Consider the following 19428-nt stretch of genomic DNA (forward strand, 5'->3'; position numbering starts at 1 on the left):
TGGAGTAAACAATATGATTCCGGTGATCTTGTCAGGTGGTAGCGGCTCACGTCTTTGGCCGCTTTCGCGCAAGCAGTTTCCCAAGCAGTTCCTCGCCCTGACCGGCGAACACACACTGTTCCAGCAAACCCTCGAGCGTCTGGTGTTCGAAGGCATGGACACCCCGATCGTGGTCTGCAACAAGGATCACCGCTTCATCGTCAACGAGCAGTTGGCCAGCCGCAATCTGGAATGCCAGCGGATCCTGATGGAACCGTTCGGTCGCAACACCGCACCGGCCGTGGCGCTGACCGCGATGATGCTGGTCAATGAAGGTCGCGACGAACTGATGCTGGTGCTGCCGGCCGACCACGTTCTGGAGGACCAGAAAGCCCTGCAACGCGCCCTGGCCCTGGCCACCGTCGCTGCTGAAAACGGCGAGATGGTGCTGTTCGGCGTACCGGCCACCAAACCGGAAACCGGCTATGGCTACATCAAGTCCACCGGTGATTCGCTGCTGCCGGAAGGCGTCAGCCGCGTTTCGCACTTCGTCGAAAAACCCGACGTCAAACGCGCCACCGAGTACGTTGAGTCCGGCGGTTACTACTGGAACAGCGGCATGTTCCTGTTCCGCGCCAGCCGCTTCCTCGAAGAGCTGAAAAAGCATGATCCGGACATCTACGACACCTGCCTGCTGACCCTCGAGCGCAGCCAGCAGGATGCCGACACCGTCACCCTGGACGAAGCCACCTTCGCCTGCTGCCCGGACAACTCCATCGACTATTCCGTGATGGAAAAAACCCAGCGCGCCTGCGTGGTGCCGCTGACTGCCGGCTGGAGCGATGTCGGCTGCTGGTCGTCGCTGTGGGAAGTCAACGAGAAGGACGCCAACGGCAACGTCAGCAAGGGCGACGTGGTGATCCAGGACAGCAAGAACTGCATGATCCACGGCAACGGCAAACTGGTGTCGGTGATCGGTCTGGAAAACATCGTCGTCGTCGAAACAAAGGACGCCATGATGATCGCCCACAAGGACAAGGTTCAGGGCGTCAAGCAGATGGTCAACACCCTCAACGCCCAAGGCCGCAGCGAAACCCAGAACCACTGCGAGGTGTACCGTCCGTGGGGCTCGTACGACTCGGTGGACATGGGTGGCCGCTTCCAGGTCAAGCACATCTCGGTCAAGCCGGGCGCGTGCCTGTCGCTGCAGATGCACCACCACCGCGCCGAACACTGGATCGTGGTCAGCGGCACCGCCGAAGTGACCTGCGACGAGAACGTGTTTCTGCTCACTGAAAACCAGTCGACCTACATCCCGATCGCCTCGGTGCATCGCCTGCGCAACCCGGGCAAGATCCCGCTGGAAATCATCGAAGTGCAGTCGGGCTCGTACCTGGGCGAAGACGATATCGAGCGCTTCGAAGATATCTACGGTCGCTCTACCCCGATCGAACGCGGCGTGTCGGTGAAAACCATCGCGCAGTAAGCGTTCCGTAAAACAAGAAGTCCCCGTCCAGCCCGCTGCGTCCCCTATCCGCAGCGGGTTGGGCGGGGGCTTTTTTTTTCGCCAACCGCCTCCAGGCTTAGGTAGGATGAACCTTCCCTGCCCACGAGGTTTCGCGACATGTTCATCGGCGTCTTGCTGGTCATCACCTGGCTGATCCTGCTGTTGCGCTACCCGGCCAAGGCCTTGCCGGTGTCCATGGCCGCCGCCGTTGGCCTCGGGTTGGTGGCGATGTGGGTGGTGTGGCTGGACAACCGCGAGGTCAAGCAACTGGCGCGCCTGGAACTGCGCATCGTCTATGCCCCCGAACACTGCCCCGCCGACCGCCCGCTGCTGCTCAAGATGAACAACGGCAACGACGTGCCGCTGACCGAACTGCGCTGGCGCATCGCGGCGTACGCGCCGGGCGACACCGTGAACCTGGCCGACAACCAATACGCCGCCCCGCGCTATCGCGGCCCCGGTGAATTGCAGCCCGGCGGCAACTGGGAAGACTGTCTGCCGATGCCGCCGTTGCGTCCCGGTTATCGCCCGCAGACCCTGGAGTTTCGCGCCGAGCGATTGCAGGGTAGTTTCTCCGACTGATCCCTCCCCTCACACTTTGCACAAGGAATGCGCCATGCCCGTTGCGTTGATTACCGGTTGTTCCAGCGGCATCGGCCGCGCCCTCGCCGATGCCTTCAAAGGCGCCGGCTACGAGGTCTGGGCCAGTGCGCGCAAGGCTGAAGATGTCGCGGCCCTCGGTGCGGCCGGGTTCACGGCGGTGCAGCTCGACGTCAATGACAGCGCGGCGCTGGAACAACTCGCCGAACGGATCAACCAGCAACATGGCGGCCTCGATGTACTGATCAACAACGCCGGTTACGGCGCCATGGGGCCGCTGCTCGACGGCGGCGTTCCGGCCATGCAGCGCCAGTTCGAAACCAACGTGTTTTCGATTGTCGGCGTGACCCGTGCGCTGTTCCCGGTGCTGCGCCGGGCCAAGGGCCTGGTGGTGAATATCGGCAGTGTTTCCGGGGTGCTGGTAACGCCATTTGCCGGCGCCTATTGCGCGTCGAAAGCGGCGGTACACGCGTTGAGCGATGCTTTGCGCATGGAGCTGGCGCCGTTCGGGATTCGCGTCATGGAAGTGCAGCCCGGAGCGATCCAGTCCAGTTTCGCCAAGAATGCCGGGCATGAGGCCGAACAACTGATCAACGAACAATCGCCGTGGTTTCCGTTGCGCGAAGGTATACGGGCGCGGGCCAAGGCTTCGCAGGACAAACCGACGCCGGCCAGCGACTTTGCCGCCGAGCTTCTCAAGGCTGTGCAGCAGAGCAAGCCGCCACGGCTGATCCGCATCGGCAATGGCAGCCGGGCGTTGCCGTTGCTGGCGACGTTGCTGCCGAAAGGATTGCTGGAGTCGACGTTGATGAAGCGCTTCGGCTTGCGTGGGCAACTCTGAAACCGCGTCAGCCCCATCGCGGGCAAGCCCGCTCCCACAGGTTTTCGTGTCGTACTGGATATCTGAGTGCCCCGCTAAACTTGTGGGAGCGTGGCTTGCCCGCGATGGCGCCAGTGCAGACACCGCAGAGCTTCACCCCCAGCCCTTCATGAAATCAATGAACGCCCGCACCTTCAGCGGCAGGTGCCGGGTGTCCGGGTACAGTGCGTACACGCCTTGTTGGGCGAAGCGGTAATCCGGCAGCAAACGCTGTAATCGCCCGGCGTCGAGGTCTTCCTGAATCAGCCACTGCGGCAGAATCGCGACGCCTTGCCCAGTCAGTGCAAAGGCACGCAGGGTCGCGGAGTTGTCGGCAACAATGGCAGTGGTTCCCGGTTTTGGCTGGTAGACATGCTCGGTGCCGGCCGGGTCGCTGACCGTCATTTCCGGCACTCGCCCATGCCCGAGCGTCGGCATCGACTCCAGCACCGCCAGCGTATCGACCGGCACAAATCGCTCGATCAAACCCGGCGCCGCCACTGCAAACACCTCGAACGTCGACAACTGCACCGCCCGCAGATTGGAGTCGTGCATGCGTCCCAGGCGAATCGCCATGTCAAAGCGTTCGGAGATCAGATCGGCATGGGTCGAGGACGTGGACAGGTGAATGTTCAGTTGCGGTTGCTGCTGTCGAAACACCTCCAGCGCCGGCACCACCTGAGCCAGCGCGAACTCCACGGTCGTGGTGATGCGCAGGGTGCCCTTGAGTTGCGAGTGCTCCGAACGCGCTTCCTCGATGGCCAACCGTGCTTCGTCCAGCGTGCGCAGACAGCGTCGGTAAAAACGTTCGCCGGCATCGGTCAGGGCCAGTTGCCGGGTGTTGCGGGTGAGCAAGGTGACGCCCAACTCTTGCTCAAGACGTTTGAGGTTGAAGCTCACCACCGCCCGCGTCTGCCCCAGCGTATCAGCGGCGGCGGTCAGCGAGCCGGCCTCGACCACGGCCTTGAAGGTATCGAATCGATCCAGGCTGACCATGTTCGCAGCGCTCCCTGTCAAAATTATTTTGACAAACTAGCAGCCAAACCAGCGTATTTCTATCGCCACCAACGCCCTACCCTGCACGCCTCATCACAGGGAAGCTGCCATGGCCTATCGCTCGAAAGTCGCGCTGGTGTATCTGTTGGGGTTCGCCCTCGACCTGCTGAACATGTTCGCCGCGAGCATCGCCTACCCGGACATCGCGGCGCAGTTGCACGCCTCGGTGACGCAACTGGCCTGGATCACCAACGCCTACATGCTCGGGCTGACGCTGATCATTCCGATGAGCGTGTGGCTGGCTGCACGGGTGGGCGAGCGGCGGCTGATCCTCGGTTCGCTGCTGGTGTTCGGGATTGCCTCCGGGCTTATCGCTCAGGCGGGGTCGATTGAAAGCCTGATCGGCTGGCGACTGCTGCAAGGGTTGGGTGGCGGGTTGCTGCTTCCGGTTGGTCAGGCGCTGGCCTATCGGGAGTTTCCGGCGACACAACGTGCACACTTCACTGGCGTGGTTTTGCTGGTAGCCCTGATGGTGCCGGCCCTGTCGCCAGCGGCGGGTGGCTTGATCGTAGAAGCGCTGTCGTGGCGCTGGATTTTCTACCTGAACATGCCGGTGGCGCTTTTCGCTTTCGGTCTTGGCCTGCTCTGGTTGAAAGCGGATCAGACAGCGAGTGAGCGCCCGACACTGGACGCCCGCGGTCTGCTGCTGGCCGTGTCTGCGTTGAGTCTGTTATTGATTGCGGTGAGTCTGGCGAGTGAATCCGCTACCCGACATCTCTCGATGGGTGTCCTGCTGCTCAGTGCCATAACCTTTTGGATCTACCTGCGCGATGGCTGGAACAAACCGGGTGCAGTCCTTGATCTGCAACTGATCAGGAACCCGTCATTGCGCCTGGCGATGCTGATCTATCTGTTCGTGCCCGGCATCTTTACCGGCACCAACATGATCGCCGTGTTGTACCTGCACGACCTCGGTTTCGGTGCAGCACAAACCGGGGCGCTGATGCTGTCCTGGGCGGCGGCTTCGGGCGTGGCGATCATGCTGGGTAAACGCAGCTTCAACCGGATCGGCCCCAAGCCATTGCTGATCGCCGGCATGCTGCTGCAATGCCTTGGCATCGTCGTGCTGATGCAGATCGATCAACCCGCCAACGGCCCGCTGATCCTCGCCTATGCCCTGATGGGGTTGGGCGGCAGTCTGTGCAGCGTCACCGCGCAGACCCTGGCGTTTGTCGGTATCACGCCGGAAAAAATGGGCCACTCCAGTGCCCTGTGGAATATCAATCGGCAACTCGGTTTCTGCCTCGGCGCGGCGCTGCTCAGCTCATTGTTGGGCGCGTTGGGGGCCAACGGTTTCAAATACTGCTTTCTCGCCGCTGCACTGCTCACGCTGTTGCCGATGGCCGCCGTGCTGCGTTTCGACTCGACAAAATTACTCGCCCTTCTGCGCTCATCTCACCTTCAGGAAAAATCCACATGACTGACTACGCCGACTATTTTGACGAAGTGATCCAGGCCCATGAGGCCATCGAACGATGGTTTGCCGTGGAGGAAGAAGAGGCCGCACTGGAGCGATTGCTGACGCGGTTTTCGCCCCGGTTTTCCATGGTGACGCCACTGGGGCGAGTGCTGGATTTCGAGGCCTTGCGTGCGCTGTTTCAAATGGCGGGCGGCAAGAAGAGCGGGTTCAGGATCGAGCTCGGCGAGCTTCAAGGAATTGCCTTGCATGAACGCGGCGCGACAGTGAGTTATCGCGAACAGCAGACCGATGCGAGCGGATTGCACACGGATCGGCGTTCAACCGTGGTGTTTGAAAAAACCGAATCCGGGCGGGTGATCTGGCGGCATCTGCACGAGACGTTTTGCCAGGGCTGACACCGTCCGGTTATGGCGAGGGAGCCTGCTCCCTCGCCAAAGGATTACTCGGCAGCGTCCTGCTTCACCACCACCGTGCAGGTAATCCCCGCCGCCAGCAGCACACCCTCCGGCACTTCATCGATGTGAATCCGCACCGGCACTCGCTGGGCCAGACGCACCCAGTTGAAGGTCGGGTTCACATCGGCGATCAGCTCGCGGCTTTCCGGGTTGTCGCGGTCGTAGATGCCGCGGGAAATGCTCTCCACGTGGCCCTTGAGGACTTCGCCGCTCATCAGTTGCATGTCGGCTTTGTCGCCAACGCGCACGTGGGGCAGTTTGGTTTCTTCGAAGAAGCCATAGACCCAGAAAGAGTTCATGTCGACCACGGCCATTTTCGCTTCGCCGATGCGGGCGTAGTCGCCGCGATGCACGTTGAGGTTTGTCACGTAGCCGTCCACCGCCGCACGTACCTCGGTGCGTTTGAGGTTGAGTTCGGCGGCTTCCAGTTGCGCCTGGGCCTGTTGGTAATCGGCCAGTGCGGAGTCGGCGATGTTGCTGGCGTCGTCGCGGTTTTCCTTGGAGATCACCAGGTTGTCGAGGTCGGCGCGGCGATGGGCGTTGACCTTGCGCATCTCCCACGTGGCCTTGCGCGAAGCCACCAGCGACTGCGCCTGTTTCACCGCCAGGCGGTAGTGCTCGGGGTCGATCTGCATCAGCAGATCACCTTTCTTCACCAACTGGTTGTCGCGTACCGGCACGTCGACCACTTCACCGGTGACGTCGGCCGCGACGTTGATGATGTCGGCGCGCACCCGGCCGTCGCGGGTCCACGGCGTGTTCATGTAGTGCTCCCACAACGTGCGGCCGATCCACAATGCCAGGGCCAGCACCAGCAGGGTCGCGAGCAGGCTGAAAAACTTTTTCATCGGGACAATTCTCAGACTCAACGGTAGACAGTCAGCGCCATGGCGCCGAACAGACAGGTAAACAGGCTCAGGCGCAGCAGCGCCGGGTGCCAGAAGAAGCGGTACAGATCGAACCCCGAAAGGAACCGGTCCAGCGCCCAGGCCAATGCCGCAGCGACGAAAAACATCAGGGTCATGGTCGGCATGTACACACCGTGGAAGGCGATTTCACGAGGCATGGGCAAGTCCTTCGGGCTTGGCGATGGCGTAGGCAGCGAGTGGCGATTGCGGGTCGAGCAGCGAGGTGCGGATGAAGTGCAAATAACTCTTCACCCGACGCAGCGCCGAGGTATCAAAGTGCGGTGCGAACGGCTCGTCAGTGGCGGCAACCCGGCTGATCGCGTGATCGACCGCGACCAGCGCGCGTTCCAGATTGCTCGAATTCGGTTGCAGGAACAGCCGCACCAGCGAGCGGCCCATGACCCGGATCGCCTGACGCCATGGCTGGGATTCGGCATACGCCGGATGCACCGGCAGGATCGCCTGTTCCTTGCGCAACTCGATGATCGCGTGGCCGACTTCAAGCACCACGAACATCCAGCGCAGCAGGTTTTTCTGCACCAGCGGCTGACCGGCCGCGAGGCCGTAAGCCTGATGCATCAAATCGCGCGTGCGGCTTTCGAAACTCGACGCCAGCCCCTTGAGTTTGCCGCTGATCGCGTACACCACTTGCCCGCGCAGGTCCTGCTCCAGGCGCTGCCACAACCAGCGGCTGTTCGGCGGCAGGATGATCGCGCCCGCCGCGGCGCAAACCAGCATGCCCATGACCATGGCGATGTAGTCATTGATGAAGGTGTAGGGGTTGTAGATCGTCAGGTTGTCCGGCACGGAACCGGTGCTGAAAAAGATCAACAGGCCAAGACCGACACCAGCGTATTGCGGCCGCGAAGCGAGGAACGAGCCGAGCACGATCACCGGCGCGAGCATCACGCACAGCAGCGGAAAACCGTCGATCCACGGGAAGATGAAAAACATCTCGACGAAGCCGATCAACGCCCCGAGGAACGTGCCGCAGGCCATCTGGAAGGCCATGCGTTTCGGGTTCGGCGTGGCGGCCGACAGGCCCACAGTAGCGGCGGCGATCAGGGTCATGGTCGCGCCACTCGGCCACGCCGTGGCGACCCAGTAACTGCCGAGCACGACCAGAATGAATGCGGCACGAATCCCCGAAGCTGCCGCCGCCCACCAACTGGTCTGCGGGGTGAACGGCTCGTCCCAGCGCTCGCGTTCGTGGCTGTGATCAGCCAGCGAAGCGTGGGTCTGTGCATAACTGTGCAGGTCATCGACGAAGCGATAGAGCAGCTCGTATGCGGTGTGGAAATCCAGTTGTTCGGCGTCGCTCGGCTCGCTCTCCTGGAAGATCGCCCGCAGGCTGCGCACCCGCGCCGGCAAGCCTTCCTTGTAGGCCGCGAGCGCCAGTACAAGACGCGCCGCATCCGGACTGGTCAGGGCGCGGCCGCTAAAGCCGTCCAGCACTTCGGCCAAATCCTGCAGGCCCGGTTTGATCGCTGCTTCCACATGGTCGGCGCCGTTGCGGCGCAGGCGCTCGAGCAACTGGTGCAGGGCGTTGAACCGGGTGGTAATGCCCATGAACTCGCTGTTCAGGCGACTGAGGCGACCGTTGCGCCGGCGCATGTGCGGGTCTTCGAACACGGTCACGCTGCGCAGCCCTTCCAGCCCCACTGCTTCGGCGATGAAGCGCACGTTGCTGGCCTCGAACGACTCCGGTTTGCTGCGCCCGCGCAGGCCATCGGTGACGAACAGGGCGAACACACCGAAGCGCTGATACAAGGCGTTGCGCATCGCCGCGCTGGCGGTTTGCGGCAGGATCGCGGCGCTGACCAGGGTCGAGCAGAGAATCCCCAGCGAGATTTCCAGCACTCGCCACACCGCCGCCATGAACGCGCCGTCAGGATGGGCGAGCGCCGGCAGGCCGACCATCGCCGCCGTGTACCCGGCCAGCACAAAACCGTAGGCGCGGAAGTTGCGGCAGCGGGCGGCGCCGGCCGAGCAGATGCCGACCCAGATCGCCAGCGAACCGAGGAACAGTTCGGTGTTCTGGGCGAACAGCGAAATCAGCGTGACCATCATCGCCGACCCGGCCAGAGTGCCGAGGAAGCGATAGAAACTCTTGGCGAACACCTGACCGCTTTGCGGCTGCATGACGATGAACACGGTGATCATCGCCGTGCGCGGTTGCGGCAATTCCAGGCGCATCGCCAGCCACAGGGTCAGGAACGCGGCAATCAACACCTTGAAGATGTAGACCCAGGTCACGCCATCGCTGCGCGCCCAGTCGAAGAAACCCCGGCGCCATTCCAGGGAGTAGAGCCAGCGCAAAGGTGCGGGCAAGGGAGTCATTAAGTCTTGCTCAGTGGTCGAGGGCTTGAAGAAGGGCCGGGGTTTTCGGTGCAGCGGTCTGTTCGGCTGTCGGCACGTCTTTACCCGCACCAAGGCCACCACCCAATGCCGTCACCAGTTCCGCATGGGCGCTCAAGCGCGCCGCCTGCACCTGCTGCTCGACCTGCTGCTGTTTGAACAGCAGGGTCTGGGCGTTAAGCACGTTGAGGTAATCGGTGAGGCCGCGCTGGTAAGCGATCATCGCGATGTCGTAAGTCTTCTGCGCGATGGCCACCGATTCGGCGGCGAACGTCTGCTGCTTGTCCATCGACTCGCGGCGGATCAACTGGTCCGAGATGTTCTTCAGCGCATTGACCAGGGTCTGGTTGTAATGCGCGACGGCGATGTCATAACCCGCCGAGGCTTCGCCCAGTTCGGCACGCAGTCGCCCGCCGTCGAAGATCGGCAGCGAGATCGCCGGCCCGACGTTGTAGTTGAGCTTCTTGCCGGTCAGGAACTCCAGCGCCCCGCCGCCGGTGGCCATGTAGCCGAGACTGCCGACCAGATCGACGTTGGGGTAGAACCCGGCATGCGCGACCTCGATCCCGCGCGCCTGCGCCGCCACTTGCCAGCGACTGGCGACCACGTCGGGACGCTGGCCGAGCAGTTCAGCAGGCAATGCCGACGGCAGTTTCAACGCCGCGCCGAGGGACAGGGTCGGACGCTGCAACTGCGCACCGGCGCCCGGGCCTTTGCCGGCCAGTGCCGCGATCTGGTTGCGGCTCAGAGCGATCTCTTCGTCCAGTGCATCCAGTTGCCGATGGGTTTCCGGCAGCGGGGTTTCGGCCTGGCTGACTTCAAAGTGCGTACCAATTCCGCCGTTCAGGCGTTTCTGCGCCAGCTCGAGAATCTGCTGTTGCTGCTTGAGCGTCGCCGCCACGATGTCGCGCTGGGCGTAATGCAGCGACAGCTCGATGTAGGCGCGCACGATGTTGTTCTGCAATTCGAGCTGCGCCTGACGCGCCTCGGCCGCGCTCATGTGCGCCAGATCGACGGCCCGCTCGGTGCTGTTGCTTTCACGCCCCCAGAGGTCGAGGGCATAACTGAAACCCAGCGCCGCGTTGTTGTCCCAGGTGGTGCTGTTGGCCAGCTCACCGGGACCGTAGAACTGGTCGGTCGGCCAGTTGTGGCGCTTGAGGGTCGACTCGCCATTGATCTGCAACGACTCGGCGGCTTCGGCGACACCGGCCAGTGACCGGGCCTGACGCACGCGCGCGGCGGCCATGGCCAGGGTCGGGCTGCCTTGCACGGCAAGGTCGATCCAGCGATTGAGTTGCGGGTCACCGTAGACTTGCCACCATTGGGCGGTGGGCCAGTTTGCGTCACGGGCGGCGTGGGCGATGGCCTCGTCGGTGGCCAGTTCATTAGCCTCCAGAGCCTTGCCCTGCGGGGCAATTCCTCCGGTTCCAATGCAGCCGCCGAGACCTAACGAAAGAGCCAGAACACTGAGCGGCAAAAGCGCTCTGTTGATGCGACGCGGCACTGCTGCGAATTCCTGAGGTGGGAGATGTTTCGAGGTGGGCGCAATTCTAGGGGGGTGCCATGACGGCGATAAGCTGGGAATCCTGTGAATCTTTGTTACCGTTAACGAGATAATCCCTTGGTCGGGGGTCTCAGCCCCTGAAACTTCGTGTCACAATTTGCCATCTCCCTTGAGAGCACCCCATGGACACTTTGCAAAACATGCGCGCCTTCAGTTGTGTAGCCGAAGCCGGCAGCTTCACCGCCGCCGCCGTGCAACTCGACACCACCACCGCCAACGTCTCGCGCGCGGTCTCCAACCTTGAGGCCCACCTGCAAACCCGCTTGCTCAACCGCACGACCCGGCGCATCGCGCTCACCGAAGCCGGCAAGCGCTACCTGCTGCGCTGCGAGCAGATCCTCGCCTACGTCGAAGAGGCCGAAGCCGAAGCCAGCGAAGCCCACGCCCGCCCGGCCGGACAGTTGAAAGTGCACACCATGACCGGTATCGGCCAGCACTTCGTGATCGACGCCATTGCCCGCTACCGCAAGACCCACCCCGACGTGACCTTCGACCTGACCATGGCCAACCGCGTGCCGGACCTGCTCGACGAAGGCTACGACGTGTCCATCGTCCTCGCTCGCGAGTTGCCGGACTCGGGCTTCGTCTCGCAACGCCTGGGCATCACCTACAGCATCGTCTGCGCCTCCCCGGCCTACGTAAAAGCCAACGGCTGCGCACAAAAACCCAGCGACCTGCTGAACCACGCCTGCCTGCGCCTGGTGAGCCCGGTGATCCCCCTGGAAAAATGGGCCTTCGACGGCCCTGACGGCCAGGAAATGGTCACCATCAACAGCTCCCCCTTCCTGGTGAACTCCGCCGACGCGATGAAAAGCGCGATCACCAGTGGCATGGGCGTCGGCGTGTTGCCGGTGTACGCCGCGATTGAAGGCTTGCGCAACGGCTCGCTGGTGCGGGTCATGCCCAACTACCGCTCGCAGGAACTGAACCTGTATGCGATCTACCCGTCGCGGCAGTATCTGGATGCGAAGATCAAGACCTGGGTTGAATACCTGCGTGGATCGTTGCCGGAGATATTGGCGGGGCATCAGGCGGAGTTGGCGGCTTATGAGATGAGTGGGAGTCTGGCGGGGGGTGCGGGTGGCGAATTGAGTTGGCCGGTCTGAAAAATGGGGGAATACGGAGGGCGCCAACCCCTCACCCTAGCCCTCTCCCAAGGGAGAGGGGACCGACCGAGTTGTTTGGGAGAAGTACGCCGATATGACACACCGAGGTGAATTCGGGTTTTAAAAAAGCACACATTCCGTCTCTGCTTTGGCTTCCCACCACTCAACACGATGAGCGTTAGCTCGAGTACCGCTTTTGACGTGCCGGCCCCATCGGAAGGCTGAGTGGAGGGATTTATCCGGGGGTGGGAGCGCAGCGACCGTTTGGCGAAGCCAAACACATCGAGAGGAGGTGCAGCGAAGCAAACCGTAGGCGATGCCCCCGGATGAATCCCGGAACGAAGGAACACCGAGCCAAAGCGAGGTGCCGAACGCCGGGGCCCAGCGTTTTTGGTTACTTTTTTGGCGTTTGAAAAAAGTGACTCGCCGTAAGGGCGAAACCCTAAGAAGCCGTTACCGCAGCAACGGATATTCACCCAAAACCCCAAGAACCTGGTCGGCCCAAAGGCCGCCAAGACAACCCAAAACAGAAATGTTAGCTTGCTTGGCATCACACCAGCCGCCAAGCCCGAGCCCAATGCCAATGAAAAAAACAGTCCTGGCCTTCAGCCGCATCACCCCCCCCATGATCGAACGCCTGCAACAGGACTTCGATGTCATCGTCCCCAACCCGAAAAACGGCGACATCAACGCCCAGTTCAACGAAGCCCTGCCCCACGCCCACGGCCTGATCGGCGTCGGTCGCAAACTCGGCAAGGCCCAACTGGAAAACGCCGCCAAACTCGAGGTGGTCTCCAGCGTCTCCGTCGGCTACGACAACTACGACCTCGCCTACTTCAACGAACGCGGGATCATGCTCACCAACACCCCGGACGTCCTCACCGAAAGCACCGCAGACCTGGCCTTCGCCCTCATCATGAGCAGCGCCCGCCGCGTCGCCGAACTGGACGCCTGGACCAAGGCCGGCCAATGGCAGGCCAGCGTCGGCGCACCACTGTTCGGTTGCGACGTACACGGCAAGACCCTGGGCATTGTCGGCATGGGCAACATCGGCGCCGCCGTCGCCCGTCGCGGACGCTTCGGCTTCAACATGCCGATTATCTACAGTGGCAACAGCCGCAAGACCGAACTGGAACAGGAACTCGGCGCGCAGTTCCGCAGCCTTGACCAACTGCTGGCCGAAGCCGATTTCGTCTGCCTGGTGGTGCCGCTCAGCGACAAGACCCGCCACCTGATCAGCCATCGTGAACTGGCACTGATGAAGCCGGACGCGATTCTGGTGAACATCTCCCGTGGCCCGGTGGTCGACGAGCCGGCACTGATCGAAGCCCTGCAAAACAACCGCATTCGCGGCGCCGGCCTCGACGTCTACGAGAAAGAACCGCTGGCCGAATCGCCGCTGTTCCAGCTGAAAAACGCAGTGACCTTGCCGCACATCGGCTCGGCGACGAATGAAACCCGCGAAGCCATGGCCAACCGCGCACTGGCCAATTTGCGCAGCGCCCTGCTCGGCGATCGCCCGCAGGATCTGGTCAATCCGCAGGTCTGGAAAGGCTGACAAAAAAAGGGGCAGACGTCGCCAAACGTCTGCCCTTTTACTGCCAGAACACTCAGGCCAGTTTGCCGTGACTCGGCATTACCGGCGCCTTGGGTTTGCGGAACACCAGCACATTGCCCAGCATCACCAGCACCAGTCCGGCCAGTGCCGGCGCCGTCCATTGGTAGCCTTCGGCAAACGCCGAAACATTCAAAGCCACCACCGGGAACAGTACCGTGCAATAGGCTGCGCGTTCAGGCCCCATGCGACCGACCAACGTCAAGTACGCGGTGAAGCCGATCACCGACCCCGGAATCACCAGATACAACAATGCGCCGATGTAGCGCGACGTCCATTCCATCTCGAACGGAATGCCGTTGACCAGGCACCACACCGACAGCATCGCCGCGCCGTAGGCCATGCCCCAGGCATTGGTCGTCAGCGGCTTGAGGCCGGCCTTCTGTTGCAGGCTCGAGAGCATGTTGCCCGCCGAGAAACACAAGGTGCCGCAGAGTGCCAGGCCAAGGCCGAGCAAAGTTTGCGGACTGGCGTGATGCCCGGCCAGCTCCGGCCAGAACAACAGGCCCAGACCAAACAACCCCAGCGCTCCGCCCATCAACACATTGCGCGCAATGCGCTGGCCTAAGAACACCCGCGCATTCAGCGCGTTCCACAAGGTCGCGGTGGAAAACACCACCGCCACCAGACCGCTGGGAATCCATTGGCTGGCGGTCAGGAAACACATGAAGTTGACGCAGAACAGGCACAAGCCCTGCGCTACGCAGATCAGATGCCCGCGCCGGTTCATCGGTTGCAGACGACGGCTGAGCAATAACAACGCAAACAACACCAGCGCGGCGAGACCGAAGCGGTAGACGATCGATACCGGAATCGCCACCACGCCCAGTTGCCATTTAAGGGCGATCCAGGTGGTGCCCCAGATCAGTACGGTCAACAAATACAACGACAGGTTCATGGCAGACACTCCTCGATTGGGTTTCAGTGTCCGCCTGCGCCCTCGCCCCTCGCTTGCATAAACTTGCGCTTTTGTCGGGCCACAGGCTGGCAGCGCGAAATCTACGGAGTAGGATGCAAAGCGTTGAAGAGAACCGACCATGGCCGCCATCGATACCCTGCAAGTCTTTCAAGCCCTCAACAATTCGCCAAATGCACGCCTTGTGCACAGCGCCGAGTTGGGTGACGGCTTGTCTGCAGCTTTGTGGACCAATCACCACGACGCCCAGGAATACGAAGCGCCGAGCCATCACACCCTCTCCTGCTACATCGCCGGCGGCACCGGCACCTTCCGCCGTGGCGAACCCGGTAACAAGGGTGGCCCGGACAAGCTGTGCATCCTGCCGGCCGATCACGAATCAGGTTGGGTCATCAACGGTGATATTCGCCTCGCTCACCTGTACTTCAGTGCCGAACAATTTGCCTTGGGTTGCGTGACGCTGCTGGATCGCGAGCCTCGGGAAATGCAGCTGCGCGAACAGACTTTTCTCGAAGATCCACAACAGGCCCAACGGTTTCGCCAGTTACTGACCCTGAACTGGGACGAACCCGGCGAGCGCTTGCTGACCAGCAGCCTGGCCCACGAACTGATCAGCCATACCTTGCTGAGCCAGGTCGGCGTACGCCAAGGCTTGCGCCTCAAGGGTGGACTGGCGCCGCATCAGCGCCGGCAACTGGTGGAATTCATCGACAGCCAACTGACCGAGCCGATCAGCCTCGGGCAACTGGCAGGCTTGTGTGCGTTGTCGGAATACCACTTTGCGCGGATGTTCCGGGTGAGCTTCGGCCTGCCGCCGCATCAATATGTGCTGGCGCGGCGTTTGAGCCGGGCGCGTGAGTTGTTGCGGGGCACGGCATTGCCATTGGGGGAGATTGCCCTGGCGTGCGGATTTGCCAGTGCCAGTCACTTCACCAACCGCTTTCGCCAGGTGCTGGGTGGAACGCCCGGCGAGTATCGCCAGGCGTTTTTGCGCTGATCAGAACTCCAGCGTGCTCGACAACGAAATCTGCCGCGAGTCGCCCATCGACACGAAGAACCGGCTCGCCGCCGAGGTGTAGTAAGTGCGATCAAACAGGTTCTTCACGTTGAGCTGGAACTTGACCTTCTGCCCTTCAACCTTGGTGTCGTAAGTGGCGAACGCATCGGCCACGGTGTAGCTCGGCAGGTCGAAATCATTCACCGCGTTACCCGCTCGTTCACCGACATACCGCGCGCCGGCGCCGACCCGAAGCTGATCGCCGCCGATCACGCTGCCGAAGTCATAGACCGCCGATAGCGAGCCAGTATTTTTCGCCACGTTTTGCAGCTTGTTGCCTTTGTAGTCCGGATCTTCCGTGACCTCGGCGTCGGTGTAGGCGTAGCTGCCGATCATGCTCCAGCGGTCGCTGAGCTGGCCGGTCAGATCCACTTCCAGACCACGGGAACGCACTTCGCCGGCAGCGCTGTAAATCGTGGTCGGGCCTTCGGAATTGGCCACCAGCACGTTGCGTTTCTTGATGTCGAACAGCGCGATGTTGCCGGTGACACGCCCCGGAATGTCGAGGCGTGCGCCCAGCTCCCAGGACTTGGCTTCTTCCGGCGCAATGCTGCCGTCGAGCACGGTACTGCTGCCGCTCAGCGGAGCGATGGTCGAGTTCGGTTTGAACGATTCGGTGTAGCTGCCGTAGAACGACAACGCGTCGGTGTAGCGATACACCAGGCCTGCGCGCGGCACCCACTTCTGGCCGTTGCTGTCGGTGTTGGCCTTGAACGGCACGCCTTTGCCGGCGTACTGGTCGTACTCCTGGAAGCGCCCGCCGGCCACCAGAATCCACTGGTCGTTGAGGTGGATCGAGTCCTGCAGGAACACCGAATCGCTGCGCAGTTCGTCGGTCTGCGCACTGTCCGCCGGGCTGACGGTGGTGCCTTCGACTTCGCGGCCGTAGACCGGGTTGACGTAGCTGAAGGTGCTCAGGCTTTTCTGGCGGATCAGGTCGGCGCGGTAGATCTTGCGATACTCGTCGTCGACACCGAACACCAGATCATGCTGCATGCCCAGCACGTTGACCTTGCCTTCGAGACTGGCGGTGGTGAAACGGTCGGTGCTGATCGCGCCCTGGGTGCCGTCCATGCTGCGGGTCAGGGTGCCTTTTTTGGTGTCGATCGCCGTTACGCGGACTTGGCTGGCGTCGTAGGTTTCGCGGTTCCAGCTGTAGCCGAAATGGGCTTTCCAGTCGTCGTTGAGTTCGTGGTCGGCCTCGAAGTGATAGAGGTCCGATCGCCCTTCCATGTCGTTGAATTTCTCGTCGAGACGCTCGTTGCGCGAGATGTCCAGCGGATGGTTGGTGCGTGGATCGATCAGGGTTCCACGATCGAACGGGGTCAGGAATTCGCGGTGCTCATAAGCAAACAGCAACTTGGTGCGCTCGCCGTACCAGGCCAGCGACGGCGCGATCAGGGTTTCGCGATGAGTGCCGAAATTGCGCCAGTAATCTTCGTCTTCGTGGTCCAGCACCATGCGATACGCGAGGCCGGAATCCCCCAGCGCACCGGTGCTGTCGAAGGAGCCGCCGCTGCCATTCTTGCCGTCGCCGTAGGTCGAGCCGCGCAGGGTCAGCGCGTTGTACTGAGTCAGTTCAGGCTTCTTGCTGACCATGTTGACCACACCGCCCGGGTCCTGAATCCCGTACAGCAGCGACGCCGGTCCCTTGAGCACTTCGACGCGATCCACGGTCGCGTTCATGCCACGGCCCTGCACCACCGGCATGCCGTCGCGCATGATCGAGCCGTTGCGGTTGTCGCCGAAGCCGCGGGTCATCACCGAATCCTGGGTGCTGCCCAAGGTGTTGCCCTGGGTGATGCCGCTGACGTTGGCCAAGGCGTCATCAAGATTGCGCGGTGCCTGATCGCGAACGACCTGAGCCGGAATCACGTTGACGGTCTGCGGGATTTCCTGAAGCGAAGCGGAAGAGCGCATCACCGAACTGGTTTCCGGTGGCTGGTAGCTCATCGGCTGGTTGACCACCGAGGTGATGGTGGTCGCGCCCAGATTCAACGCACCTGCGGTCGGTTGCGGTTCGAGCGCCAGGGTATGGCTGTCGGTGCGGCGGAAGGTCAGGCCGGAGCCGTTGAGCAGACGTTGCAGCGCCTGTTCGGCACTCATCTGGCCGTTGATCGCTGGAGCGGTCAGGCCATACGGCGCCTCATCGGTGTAAACCACGCTCTGGCCGGTGACGCGGCTGAAATCGCTCAGGGCCTGAGGCAAGGGCTTGGCGGCCAGGGAAAAACTGAACTGCTTTTGTGGCTGACTGCTGACGGATTCAGCGGCCAGCGCCACGCTCACCGGCAACAGGGCCAATGCCGAAAAACTCAAGGCCGAAACGCCTAACCACTGTTTGACCGAACCCGATTTTGCCCTGGACTTCATTGCTCATGACCTGTGTAGAACCGCAGCGGATGCGAATGACTCGCAGTTTCAGTCACTACACGGATGGCATCCGGGTTTACCTCACTACAAAGTTGAAAATATTTTCAGCGCAGGATGATCAGCTTGCCCAACACCTGATGCTGCTCGAATCCCAACACCCCTTGCAGCGAGTTCAACACTGCCTGCGGGTCCTTGCCCGGAAAGCTGCCGCTGACCTTGCGCGCCGCCAGTTCGTCGTTGAGCAACACGATCCGTCCGGGGTAATAACGCCGCAGATCCTGCACCACATCGGCCAGTGTCGACTTGTAGTAAGTCAGCCAGCCCTGGCGCCACGCCAGTTGCGCTTCGCTGTCCACTGCATGCAGTTTTTCCGCAGTGCCTGCGCCGTACGCCACTTGCTGGCCGGCGGTGAGAATCTGCTGTTGATCATCACGGGACGCTGTCACGCCAACGCGTCCGGACAGCACAGTGACTTGTGCGCCATGGGGTTGCAGGCGCACTTCGAACTGAGTGCCGAGCACCCGCGCCTGGCCTTTCTCGGCCTCGACCACAAAGGGATCGCCCCTGTGAGTCACGCTGAAAAATCCGGCGCCGCGGCGCAATTGCACATGCCGCTCGCCATGACTGAAATCCACGGCGATGGCGCTGTCGGCGTCCAGCGTCACCTGCGATTGATCGGCCAGGATCACGGTGCGGATCTCGCCCGGTGCCGACACGTAATCGGCGCCCAGATCATCGATCCAGCGCTGCGGCTGCCAACCTGTGCCGAGGCTGATCATCAACAACAGGCAGGCCGCCATGGCCAGAGCGCCGGCCCAACGCCGGATCTGTGGACGACGCGGCCGGTTCATCGCATTCAGATAGCCCTGCAAGGCGAACGCCTCTTCATCGGCCAGAGTGCGCGCCGGCCCTTCGCTCAATTCCCACACCACTTGCGCCTGGGCGTAGGCCTCGGCGTGGGCCGGGTCAGCGTGCAGCCATTGGCTGAAGGTCAGTTGATCACCGGTGCTCGGGCGGTCGTGCAGCAGGCTCAGCCAGGCGAACGCGGCCTGTTCCTGAGCGGGCGTCGGGATGACGCGGTCGGTGTGATTCACGGTGCTTTCCATGGCGTGCGTGGCGCGGGTTCGCGCAGGCTGGCCTTGCAGGCCTCGAGGGCGCGCATCATATGTTTTTCCACGGCGCTTTGGGACAGGCCCATGGCTTTGGCGATCTCGGCGTACTTGCGCCCGTGAATGCGATTGAGCAAAAAAATCTGCCGCGTGCGCTCGGGCAGCGCGCGCAACGCCGCTTCGACATGGCGCAAATCGTTGCCTGCTTCAAGTGCGGCTTGCGGTTCGCTGGCGCTGCTGTCCGGCTCCTCCGGTTGCCAGCCTTCGTTGACCCGCACCCGCGCGCCTTCGCTGCGCAAATGATCGATGGCGATATTGCCGGCGCAGCGCAACAGATAAGTGCTGAGTTCTTCGACCTGAACCAGCGGTCGACGCCAGAAACGCAGGAACAGATCCTGCACCAGATCCGCCGCCGTCGCCCGGCAACCGACGCGCCGGCTCACCAGCGCTTCCATCTGCGAACGCTGGGACAGGAACACCTGAAGAAAATGCGCACGGGCGCCATGGGGTTCGCCGTCGCGATGCTCAGGAGGATGGCCGATCAACATG

The 19428-nt window shown here is 62.2% G+C and carries 17 protein-coding genes; 8 read left to right on the forward strand and 9 right to left on the reverse strand.

The annotated features are described in order from the left end of the window. Positions 1 to 13: 13 nt before the first annotated feature. From AC07XZ_RS17305 to AC07XZ_RS17315, 3 genes are all read left to right on the forward strand, one after another. Positions 14 to 1465, forward strand: coding sequence for a mannose-1-phosphate guanylyltransferase/mannose-6-phosphate isomerase (locus AC07XZ_RS17305; protein WP_011332549.1), 1452 nt, complete (start codon positions 14 to 16; stop codon positions 1463 to 1465). 138 nt (positions 1466 to 1603) lie between these two features. After that, positions 1604 to 2068 (forward strand): hypothetical protein, encoded by a 465-nt coding sequence (locus tag AC07XZ_RS17310; protein WP_007957299.1) that lies wholly within the window; start codon positions 1604 to 1606, stop codon positions 2066 to 2068. Between the two features lie 34 nt (positions 2069 to 2102). Continuing rightward, positions 2103 to 2927, forward strand: a complete 825-nt coding sequence (locus tag AC07XZ_RS17315; RefSeq protein WP_102686906.1) for an SDR family oxidoreductase — start codon at positions 2103 to 2105, stop codon at positions 2925 to 2927. Positions 2928 to 3059: 132 nt separating this feature from the next. Here AC07XZ_RS17315 and AC07XZ_RS17320 read toward each other — a convergent pair whose 3' ends face one another. Further along, entirely contained in the window at positions 3060 to 3941 is an 882-nt protein-coding gene (locus AC07XZ_RS17320; RefSeq protein WP_102686905.1) for a LysR family transcriptional regulator, read from the reverse strand. Positions 3942 to 4050: 109 nt separating this feature from the next. Here AC07XZ_RS17320 and AC07XZ_RS17325 point away from each other — a divergent pair, with 109 nt between their 5' ends. Both AC07XZ_RS17325 and AC07XZ_RS17330 read left to right on the forward strand, forming a co-directional pair. Further along, on the forward strand, positions 4051 to 5421 hold the full coding sequence (locus tag AC07XZ_RS17325; RefSeq protein ID WP_102686904.1) for an MFS transporter: 1371 nt from the start codon (positions 4051 to 4053) through the stop codon (positions 5419 to 5421). Next, on the forward strand, positions 5418 to 5816 hold the full coding sequence (locus AC07XZ_RS17330; protein ID WP_102686903.1) for a DUF4440 domain-containing protein: 399 nt from the start codon (positions 5418 to 5420) through the stop codon (positions 5814 to 5816). Before AC07XZ_RS17325 ends, AC07XZ_RS17330 begins: the two co-directional genes overlap by 4 nt. 44 nt (positions 5817 to 5860) lie before the next feature. On the opposite strand, the gene AC07XZ_RS17335 is transcribed toward AC07XZ_RS17330, so the two are convergent. From AC07XZ_RS17335 to AC07XZ_RS17350, 4 genes are read right to left on the reverse strand one after another with little or no spacing between them, the layout of a single operon-like run. Then, on the reverse strand, positions 5861 to 6724 hold the full coding sequence (locus AC07XZ_RS17335) for an efflux RND transporter periplasmic adaptor subunit (protein WP_085746982.1): 864 nt from the start codon (positions 6722 to 6724) through the stop codon (positions 5861 to 5863). Positions 6725 to 6741: 17 nt separating this feature from the next. Continuing rightward, positions 6742 to 6942, reverse strand: coding sequence for a DUF1656 domain-containing protein (locus AC07XZ_RS17340; RefSeq protein WP_003221811.1), 201 nt, complete (start codon positions 6940 to 6942; stop codon positions 6742 to 6744). After that, positions 6932 to 9124, reverse strand: a complete 2193-nt coding sequence (locus AC07XZ_RS17345; protein WP_102686902.1) for an FUSC family protein — start codon at positions 9122 to 9124, stop codon at positions 6932 to 6934. The genes AC07XZ_RS17340 and AC07XZ_RS17345 overlap by 11 nt, the downstream gene beginning before the upstream one ends. A gap of 10 nt (positions 9125 to 9134) precedes the next feature. After that, positions 9135 to 10646, reverse strand: a complete 1512-nt coding sequence (locus tag AC07XZ_RS17350) for an efflux transporter outer membrane subunit (RefSeq protein WP_102686901.1) — start codon at positions 10644 to 10646, stop codon at positions 9135 to 9137. Between the two features lie 182 nt (positions 10647 to 10828). Here AC07XZ_RS17350 and AC07XZ_RS17355 point away from each other — a divergent pair, with 182 nt between their 5' ends. Both AC07XZ_RS17355 and AC07XZ_RS17360 read left to right on the forward strand, forming a co-directional pair. Beyond that, a complete protein-coding gene (locus tag AC07XZ_RS17355; protein ID WP_102686900.1) occupies positions 10829 to 11812 on the forward strand; it encodes a LysR family transcriptional regulator in 984 nt (327 codons plus the stop codon). A gap of 583 nt (positions 11813 to 12395) precedes the next feature. Next, a complete protein-coding gene (locus AC07XZ_RS17360) occupies positions 12396 to 13370 on the forward strand; it encodes a 2-hydroxyacid dehydrogenase (RefSeq protein WP_102686899.1) in 975 nt (324 codons plus the stop codon). A 52-nt stretch (positions 13371 to 13422) separates the two neighbouring features. On the opposite strand, the gene AC07XZ_RS17365 is transcribed toward AC07XZ_RS17360, so the two are convergent. Further along, positions 13423 to 14325 (reverse strand): DMT family transporter, encoded by a 903-nt coding sequence (locus AC07XZ_RS17365; RefSeq protein WP_102686898.1) that lies wholly within the window; start codon positions 14323 to 14325, stop codon positions 13423 to 13425. A gap of 139 nt (positions 14326 to 14464) precedes the next feature. Between AC07XZ_RS17365 and AC07XZ_RS17370 the strand changes: the two genes are divergently transcribed. Next, positions 14465 to 15340: a helix-turn-helix domain-containing protein gene (locus AC07XZ_RS17370; protein WP_102686897.1), complete on the forward strand. Its 876-nt coding sequence runs from the start codon at positions 14465 to 14467 to the stop codon at positions 15338 to 15340. Here AC07XZ_RS17370 and AC07XZ_RS17375 read toward each other — a convergent pair whose 3' ends face one another. The 3 genes from AC07XZ_RS17375 to AC07XZ_RS17385 all read right to left on the reverse strand — a co-directional run bounded on the left by AC07XZ_RS17375 (position 15341) and on the right by AC07XZ_RS17385 (position 19427). After that, positions 15341 to 17770 carry a TonB-dependent siderophore receptor gene (locus AC07XZ_RS17375; RefSeq protein ID WP_102686896.1) on the reverse strand — a complete coding sequence of 810 codons (2430 nt, stop codon included), beginning with the start codon at positions 17768 to 17770 and terminating at the stop codon, positions 15341 to 15343. It abuts the gene before it with no gap. 104 nt (positions 17771 to 17874) lie between these two features. After that, the gene (locus AC07XZ_RS17380) at positions 17875 to 18864 is read right to left on the reverse strand and encodes a FecR family protein (protein WP_102686895.1); all 990 of its coding nucleotides are present in this window, start codon (positions 18862 to 18864) and stop codon (positions 17875 to 17877) included. Then, complete coding sequence (locus AC07XZ_RS17385) at positions 18861 to 19427, reverse strand: RNA polymerase sigma factor (RefSeq protein ID WP_085746974.1); 567 nt, start codon at positions 19425 to 19427, stop codon at positions 18861 to 18863. Before AC07XZ_RS17385 ends, AC07XZ_RS17380 begins: the two co-directional genes overlap by 4 nt. Between the last annotated feature and the right edge of the window lies 1 nt (position 19428).

Source organism: Pseudomonas sp. GW458-11-26-14-LB4 (genome assembly GCF_059423925.1).